This is a genomic window from Vibrio sp. 10N.261.51.F12 (assembly GCF_041471725.1).
Classification (GTDB): Bacteria; Pseudomonadota; Gammaproteobacteria; order Enterobacterales; family Vibrionaceae; genus Vibrio.
The window spans coordinates 179,821-187,353 of record NZ_JBFROV010000036.1; the positions used below are offsets into that span (position 1 = coordinate 179,821).

A 7,533-nucleotide genomic window follows, 5' to 3' on the forward strand; every position below is an offset into this window, starting at 1 on the left:
AACCAAGCCAGCAACCAAGCGTAAAATAACCAAAAGCTAGGCCAATAACCAACAATACAAGGCCTCTTTAACGGAGGTCTTTTCTTCTTGATGAATATTGACGATCGTAAAAATAACAGACCAAATCAAATACTTAAATATCAATCAAGTTGTATTTTATTCAAAACCGCTTCCTATTACTCCAATTTAAGTCAACCAATATACTGCTAATCTACATACCGGAATATCAAGTTCAACACCAGCATACGCACGTCATTTTTGCAGTTCATGCGCCTCCCAAAATTGACAAATAAATTGGGCTGAACTTAGGGTGCCAAACCATCGAGTGGATCTGGCGCTATTCATCATCATGTAACTGCTTTTATGGCCGTCATACCAAGCATCACAGGCGGTACAACTTTGGAGTGCCATAAAATTGATAATTTCGTCAATGTTTTGACGATTAAACGATTCACCCTATTGCATGTTGGACAGCATATTCTTACACTTGATAAAAAAGAAAGTACCGATAAGTACTTATTAAAATTAGAGACTCCGTAGTCCCCTCCACCTGTGTTGGTGATTAACTGAGTCCAATTGAAAACGTCGGAATGGTTCATAGCAGTGACGCAAACACATAACCCTAAAAACAGACCCCAAGCACCTCAACGCACAACGCAAACCCTAAACAGCACTGATGCTCTGGCAATGATTGAACATGGCAGTGATGTCACCTTAACAATCACGACGCCAGTCGGTACATCATTTCGCTGCAGCTCGCAATTTATTGGTGCTCACTCTGACCATCGTATTTTGTTGGAGTTGCCCCAAATCTCCGAGTCGGAGCTCAAAGATTTTTATCAAGAAGGCTTTTGGTTGGTTGTCCGTGCAATTTCACAGCGAGGTGAAGGCGGTATCATCCAGTTTCGTTCACAACTTCTTCATCGAATGGAAGAGCCCGTTCCACTGTTAGTACTGAGTATCCCTCAGTCTATGACTGTCACCAACCTACGCAAAGAAGCACGCTACGAGGTTAACTTAGATGCGGTGTTAGAATTCGGTGACAGACGTGTTCGTTGCGAGATTCGGGATATGTCAAAAAGTGGCTGCCGATTCATTTTACCCGCACTGAGTAAGCACCTCACCATTGGTGAACCGGTGACATTACGGGTCCAATCGGATGCAATGAAAGGTCGAGCCTTTCCTCCTTTATCCGGCCCAATTTGCAATGTGCAAAAGTCTAATCATTACAATGGTTACGGTATCCGATTTGATGAATTTGGCGAGGCGAATGCAAAAGAATTGCTTTCTCTTCTAAAATTTGACGGCACGAAATTTAAGCTTCGCGCTTAACGTTTTAACTCACCGTATAAAAGCAAAACCCGTCATATAAGACCTTACCAATATCGAGCTTTATCAGTATCAAGCTTTATCAGTATAATAAAAGTTAAGGTATGCGAATTAAGCTTAAACTCACAAAAATGCCAAGCACGAGGCTTGGCATTTCTAACAAGGTTCACCGGCTCCTATTACTTTCTCAACGCATTCAGCCGAGCTTGAGCAATGCCGAATACCGTATCGATGGGGTAACTCCCCTCTAAAGAGGCTGTCCCCGCGGGCTTCCCCGTAAAGAGCTCAACCGCTTCCGTCACATGATCGATTCCCCAGACATGAAACTCACCTTTTTCCACCGCTTTGACGATATCTGAACGCAACATTAGGTTATGTACATTAGAACGAGGAATCACGACGCCCTGCTCTGAGTTGCGCCCTTTGATGGTGCACACATCAAAGAAACCTTCAATTTTCTCGTTCACTCCCCCAATCGGTTGAGATTCACCAAACTGGTTCATTGAACCAGTAATGGCTATATCTTGACGGTTCGGTTGCCCAGAAAAGGCTGAAACAACGGCGCAAAATTCCGCCATACTGGCACTGTCACCATCAACACCACCATAAGACTGCTCAAAGGTAATCGTAGTGGTGAGTGGGACTTTCGCTGTCTTACCAAATACCGATGAGAGGTAAGCGGTTAGGATCATCACGCCTTTAGAGTGAATACTGCCACCTAGGTCGACGCTACGTTCGATATCAATCACCTCACCTTCACCATAAGAGGTGGTAGCGGTGATACGATTTGGCGCGCCAAACATATGGTCACTGGTACTCAATACAGACAGCGCGTTGACTTGTCCGATCGCTTCTCCCTGTGTATGAATAAGGGTTGTGCCGTTAGTGAACCCCTCCATGACACTGTCTTGTAGACGATTGACTCGCATTTGTTGATATTGCAGGGCTTGCTCGACGTGGCCAACTCGAATCAGGTTGGATTTAGCGTTGCGCGCGACGTAATTAGATTCCCTAAGCAAATTCGCGATGTTCGCTGAATGCAGCGACAGCTTCTGCTGATCGCCTGATAAACGCGAGCTGTGCTCGATGATGCGAGCGATCGCTTTACGGTCACAATGCAGCATATTGTTGTCATGAATGATACTGGAAATAAAACGGGCGTATTGCAGTTCAGAGTCCGGGCTACGCGTCATTTCATCTTCAAAATCTGCCGTGACTTTAAACAGCTCTCCGAACTCCGGATCATAATGCTGAAGCAGTTGATAGGTTCGATAGTCACCGAACAAAATGATTTTCACATCAAGAGGAATCGGCTGCGGATCCAAAGAGACAGCGCCCGTCAATGTGACCTCTTTTTCTAAAGAGGTAAAACTGAGCTGTCTAGAGCGCAACGCTCGTTTTAAGCCATCCCAAACATACGGTTGTTCTAACACCTTAACCGCATCAATTAACAGGACACCGCCATTGGCTTTATGCAGGCTTCCTGCTCGAATAAGAGAAAAATCGGTAAACACGGTTCCCTTGTAGGTAGCCGTCTCTATATAACCAAATAAAGAGTGGTAGTTTGGATTTTCCTCCACAATGATAGGCAGGTCTTCGCATGCTTGTTTTACCAAAACATTGACCTTATAACGACGAGGAAAATTCTTATCAAGCGAGGCGGTTGCAATCTCGCCCTGCTCATTGCCTTCCTCCAAAAAGATATCCACATTCTCGCAAATGTCTTTTTGGAGTTCAGTCAAATATTGTTTTATTTCGGTGTAGCCGTTATAGCCTTTTTTAAGCTTCTTAATGGAGTGACTTATCACACCCAATGTCACTTCATCATTTAATTTCTGAATATTGTCAGTGTAGGTTTCTTCGAGCGCGGTTAACTCACGAGCCATTCCACGTAGACTGATCTCTAACTCATCGATACTGACACCGAATTGGGCTTGCTTTTCTTCTGGCAAGGCATCAAATGATTCTTCTGTGTGCAGATCTTCGCCGTTCAAAGCAACAAACTGATAATCACCATGTGGAGTAATCGTCAGGCTGATCTCTTTTGCCTTTGCTTCCTCACTCAATTTATCTAGTTCAGTTTGTTGAACACTCGCTAAGTCGTTCTTAAGCTTGTCAGCACGACCGTAATACAGTTCATTATCAAACGCCATCGGGATCGCTTTCACCAATTTTGCAATCAGCTTCTCTACATCTTGCTTAAGGCGAGACCCCGTCCCACAGGGCAATTTTAGGACTTGTGGTATCCGTGTGTCAGAAAAATTAGCCACATAGCACCAATCAAATAATGCCTCGCGGTCATGTTGATGACGGCTAAGATAACGCAAGATCATCGTACGCTTACCAAGACCATTCTGCCCAATGGCGTAGATGTTATAGCCTTTCTCTTTGATGGACATCGCAAACTCAACGGCTTTCTGTGCACGCTCTTGACCAACGATTTCATCAATAGGAGAGAGTTCTTTGGTTGACTTACAAGGCAGCTTTTCAAGCTCTGCCGCATGGTATAGCGATGTAGATTCTAATCTCTGAATTGCCATAACCCGCTCCTGATTATTCCTTTAATAATCTAAGTTTAGCTGAATTACTTTTAAGATTTAGTGACTTACTCTCAAATTAAGTTCAAGTGATTGCTTTTTGAACAGATGCAAGCTCAAAATACATGCTCAACCATGAATAAAAGACCGATAAGTGGTCAGCAAAACGGTCACGAAATCAGCATGCCACATTGCTTCAACCAGAGACAAAAGCAAGCAATTCCCTTCTCATTCGATGTCGTCTGGTTGGTGATTAAATAATGCTGACTATTGCTTTTCATTGCCAATGGATGCGCAATCATTAAGTCTCCTTGCTTAATCGCATCCTCCACTAACACCGACTTTGCCAGCAACATGCCAAGCCCTTGCAATGCAGCCTCCATCGATAACTGGGTGCTATCAAACGACATAATCGGCTCGTCAAATGTTAGTGGCTTGTCATGCAGTTGAAACCACTCCCTCCAACCTTCGCTATACCCTAATGTGGCGAGCTTTGGAAATGCTGCGATGTCTTCAATCGGTTGGGTAAAATCAAATTGATTCATAAATGAAGGGCTCGCCACAACCACCCACTCTTCACCTTGTGTCAGAGGCTCATACGTTACCTCAGACCAATTGCCGTAGCCGTTAATGATTTCAACGTCGACCATGTTGTTATTGCTTGGGTACAAGTTAGTGGTGGAATAAAATTGCAGGGTGATATCAGGGTGATTTCGGTGAAAATCTGCCACGCGAGGCAATAACCACGTATGACAAAAGCTTTGTGCAACACGGATCGATAACGTTTGTCGCGTTTTTTTACCAAAGAGGTGATCAGTACCCAGACAAAGCTTGTTAAAGATGTCGGTCAGTAGCGGTAAATACTGGACCGCCTGTTCCGTCAACACCAATTGCGCCCCCATTCGCTCAAATAGGCGTGCACCTAGATACGCTTCGAGAAGTTTTATTTGCTGACTGATCGCTGCCCGAGTGACATTGAGCTCATGAGCCGCTTCAGAAAAACTGCCATGCCGAGCTGCAGCTTCAAACGCCCTTAACGCTTTAAAAGGGGGGATCCGACGTTGATTTGTCATCGGTTGGGGCGAGGTCACTAGCATCAATAATTATCATCGCTTAAGGTGAGGTTAGGCCTCGACTATAACGGACCTATGTTAAAAACGAATGAATGCACGCTAATGAAACCAATGGACAAGCAGCACAGTCTTAAAACCGAACTTTCGTTTTAGATCGATGTACTGCTTTCCATGCTTTATATTTTATGCATAGACGACATCTTCTTTACGACCATACGGACGTTACAGCTTGTCGGCTTTTCCTGCCGCCCCCGCTAGCTTTGACAGCCATCGGTCAATGAGCAATGGTGTTATTTCTTGTTGCTCCGCGGCTTCTTTTCTTCTGACGGCGTTTCGAACCATCATGGCACCGCACCAACGAAATGGCTCTGGCGGGAAATACCCTCTCGGCCCTTTGGCTAAGCCACATTGCGTATACGCATTGTCTTCTTTAAGTACCATACTCGACAGAATTTTTGCACCAATGCGAGTTTGGGCCACACCATTCCCCGAATAACCCAATCCATAAAAGATATGAGGGTGGCCACGTAGCCGATCAAAAAATGGTAACCCCGTCACCGAGCGATCGGAGCCTCCCGTCCAACTATGCGCAATGTCCGATTTATTTAGATAAGGGAATAGCCATGAGAAACTGCTTTCTAGTTGCGTTAAATACCGGCTTGCAGAATGGAACATTCCATCCACTTTATTACCAAATGAAAAACGGTTTCCCCCTTTCCCTAGCATCAGTCGACCATCTTTCGTATCACGGTAGTAATGCACGAATATGCGAGAATCCACGACGGTCACGCCTTTCTCGGGCCCAAATTCAGCTAACTTTCCCTCAACCGGTTTAGTCAGCACCATATCCGATGACACGACGACGATAGAGCGCTTAAACTCAGGAAATTGTTCTATGAGCCAAGCATTAGTGGCAAAAATCACATTCTTTGCCTTCACTCGTCCCGTCTCAGTCGTCACTACCGCGGGTTGGCTTTCATCCAAGCTAAGCATCGGCGTATTTTCATAGACTTGCACGCCCAGTTCTTTTGCTACACGCATCAAACCACGTGCAAGCTTTGCGGGCTGAACACTGCCGGCTGCCGGCGAGTAAAATGCTTCCTTATGAACTTTTGAGCCGGTTCTTGAGGGCAAACTTTCGGGGGCAACGTTTGCCCAACTATTTACATTTTCGGCTTCAAGTGCGGCAACGACAGGATCCATTGTGCCTGACTGAGCCTGATTCGTTGCGGTGTAATACGTGCCGTTGGTAAACAGTTCCGCGTCGACCTTATATTCTTCGCAAAATTCACGAATTTCAGATATCACGGCCTCTGATTCTTTCACTAACCATTGAGCTTCTGTTTGTCCGAACAGCTTTTTTAATGTCGGGTATTTCGTTGCCCATGTCAGCAAGCAGCCACCGTTATAGCCGGAAGCGCCTGAGCCACAGCGCCCTTTTTCCAACACGGCAACCGTCAAGTCTGGCTGTTTTTGCTTAAGGAGAATAGCACTCCATAAGCCGGTAAACCCTCCACCAACGATGGCAACATCCACTGAAATATCACCATCCAACGTTTCTACAGGCTGCTGATAAGAGCCTAGCGCATCGTGTAACCAATAACTGTATTCTTTTGACATAATACTTTTCTGCCGTCTTTAATTGATGACCGTTAGACTAAGTGGATTTTTACTTTTTCGTCAGCGAGAAAAACTTAACGCTAGCGTTAGAATAAATCGCGCTCACTTCATCTATTGTTCATAAAGCAATACACGCTCGCGTGACCTTACTCGTATCTATCGACAATTCACAAGTTAGTTTTATTAAAGGTTTGGTAAAGAAAATCAATGACCTTGTAACATATTGACGCCATTGGCACCTCTTAATATTGACCCCATAAATCAAAAGCATGGAGTGATAAAAATGAGTATCAATGTTAAAATCGCCGGCGTTGCGGTTACGTTACTTGCGCTGTCGGGGTGTAATACCTCTTCTAAAGATGACACGACGGTGTCTGAACCAAAGGTCAGAAAGTCACTGTTAGTCATGATCGATGGCGCAAGATACGAAGCGGTTCTCAATGCTTCGACACCAAATATGGATCGATTAGAAATCCAGCAAGCTTACACGGGAGGTATTTCAGGCTCACTTTCGCAATCGGGCACCAGTACCGTTGAAGGTGAATCAACGCTGTGGACAGGAAGCTGGCACACTATCCAAAAGTCTGGAGAGAATGGGTTTCAAACGGTTTGGCAACATCTCAAGGAAGATGAGCCTGAATTAATGATCGGACTTTATCCAAATTGGCCAATATTTGACTACATTAGCTTCGATCTCGATAGCATTACAAAAAAAAGTGCGTTTCGTACGGGTACTGATCGCGATGCGGAACACCAAAACTCACGAGTAATCGCAGATAAGATCGCGTCCGGAGAGTATGACTCTTTGTTTACCACTATCGATATGGTTGATTACTCAGGGCATTGTAACTACGGAAATAGTGGCGGAGCTTGGTCTGACGAATATGTCACTACGATTGAAGAAGCAGACCAAGTATTTGGCTACATGCTTGACGCGATCAAAGCAAGGGAAGCACAGGGCAAGATCATGAAAG

5 protein-coding genes are annotated in these 7,533 nt (G+C 44.9%); 2 read left to right on the top strand and 3 right to left on the bottom strand.

Annotation, left to right across the window (positions count from 1 at the left end; translation table 11 throughout):
- Positions 1-687: 687 nt before the first annotated feature.
- Complete coding sequence (locus AB4405_RS19070; RefSeq protein ID WP_372062405.1) at positions 688-1,332, top strand: PilZ domain-containing protein; 645 nt, start codon at positions 688-690, stop codon at positions 1,330-1,332.
- A gap of 176 nt (positions 1,333-1,508) precedes the next feature.
- On the opposite strand, the gene AB4405_RS19075 is transcribed toward AB4405_RS19070, so the two are convergent.
- The 3 genes from AB4405_RS19075 to AB4405_RS19085 form a co-directional block, all read right to left on the bottom strand.
- The gene (locus AB4405_RS19075) at positions 1,509-3,869 is read right to left on the bottom strand and encodes a Lon protease family protein (RefSeq protein WP_372062394.1); all 2,361 of its coding nucleotides are present in this window, start codon (positions 3,867-3,869) and stop codon (positions 1,509-1,511) included.
- A gap of 167 nt (positions 3,870-4,036) precedes the next feature.
- On the bottom strand, positions 4,037-4,939 hold the full coding sequence (locus tag AB4405_RS19080) for a LysR substrate-binding domain-containing protein (protein WP_198593013.1): 903 nt from the start codon (positions 4,937-4,939) through the stop codon (positions 4,037-4,039).
- A gap of 222 nt (positions 4,940-5,161) precedes the next feature.
- The gene (locus tag AB4405_RS19085) at positions 5,162-6,559 is read right to left on the bottom strand and encodes an FAD-dependent oxidoreductase (protein WP_372062395.1); all 1,398 of its coding nucleotides are present in this window, start codon (positions 6,557-6,559) and stop codon (positions 5,162-5,164) included.
- A 283-nt stretch (positions 6,560-6,842) separates the two neighbouring features.
- On the opposite strand from AB4405_RS19085, the gene AB4405_RS19090 reads away from it, so the two are divergent.
- Positions 6,843-7,533, top strand: a 691-nt coding sequence (locus AB4405_RS19090) for a hypothetical protein (RefSeq protein ID WP_372062396.1), incomplete at its 3' end; no start/stop codon positions are given.